This is a genomic window from Pseudoalteromonas sp. TAB23 (genome assembly GCF_000498075.1).
Classification (GTDB): Bacteria; Pseudomonadota; Gammaproteobacteria; order Enterobacterales; family Alteromonadaceae; genus Pseudoalteromonas; species Pseudoalteromonas arctica.
The window spans coordinates 1-818 of the sequence record NZ_AUTP01000078.1; the positions used below are offsets into that span (position 1 = coordinate 1).

Below are 818 nucleotides of genomic sequence, written 5' to 3' on the forward strand. Positions count from 1 at the left end.
CCATATCCAACCTTTGGCATCCATTCTGTTTTAAAGCTTCTAAAAAATCGCTCCATTGGCGCATTATCCCAACAATTTCCGCGCCGACTCATGCTTTGTGTGATTTTATAGCGCCATAAACGTTGGCGATACTTCAAGCTTGTATAGTGGCTTCCTTGGTCTGAGTGAAACATCAGTCCTGTCGGTTTTCCTCTGCTTTCATACGCGAGTTCAAGCGCTTTTAGCGTTAAGTTAGTATCTGGCGACAATGACATTGCCCAACCAACGACTTTGCGTGCAAATAAATCAACAACGACCGCTAAATAAGCCCAGCGATTGCCTATCCAAATATACGTCACATCACCGCACCACGCTGTATTCGGTTCAACAACATCAAACTGCCTATCTAGAAAATTCGGGATTTCAAGGTGCTCATTACCACCGCGTTTATATTGATGTTGTGGTACTTGGCAGCTCTCTAGTTTTAGTTTAACCATCAGCTTAGCGGCGCGATAACGGCTTAATTCAAAACCGTTATTCGTTGCAATTGCTGCGATTGTCCGTGCCCCAGCCGAACCGCCACTCATTGCATGTATAACTTTAACTTCCGCTTCTAGCCTTACTTGCTCTGGTGTCGATGTTGTATCCCGTATGGCCCAATATTTATAGCTGCTGCGATGCACATTGAATACGCTACACAACACGCTGATTGGGTAACGCTCTCGTTGATTTAATTTCTCAATTAACGAGAATTGCTCAGGGAGTCGGACATCAAGAGAGCGGTAGCCTTTTTTAATATATCCTTTTCTAATTCAATGCGTTGGATTTGCTTTTTAAGT

General features: G+C 43.6%; 1 pseudogene. It reads right to left on the minus strand.

What is annotated here, in order from left to right:
• A pseudogene (locus L654_RS0101795) lies at nt 1–818 on the minus strand (IS3 family transposase); the annotation flags it as partial.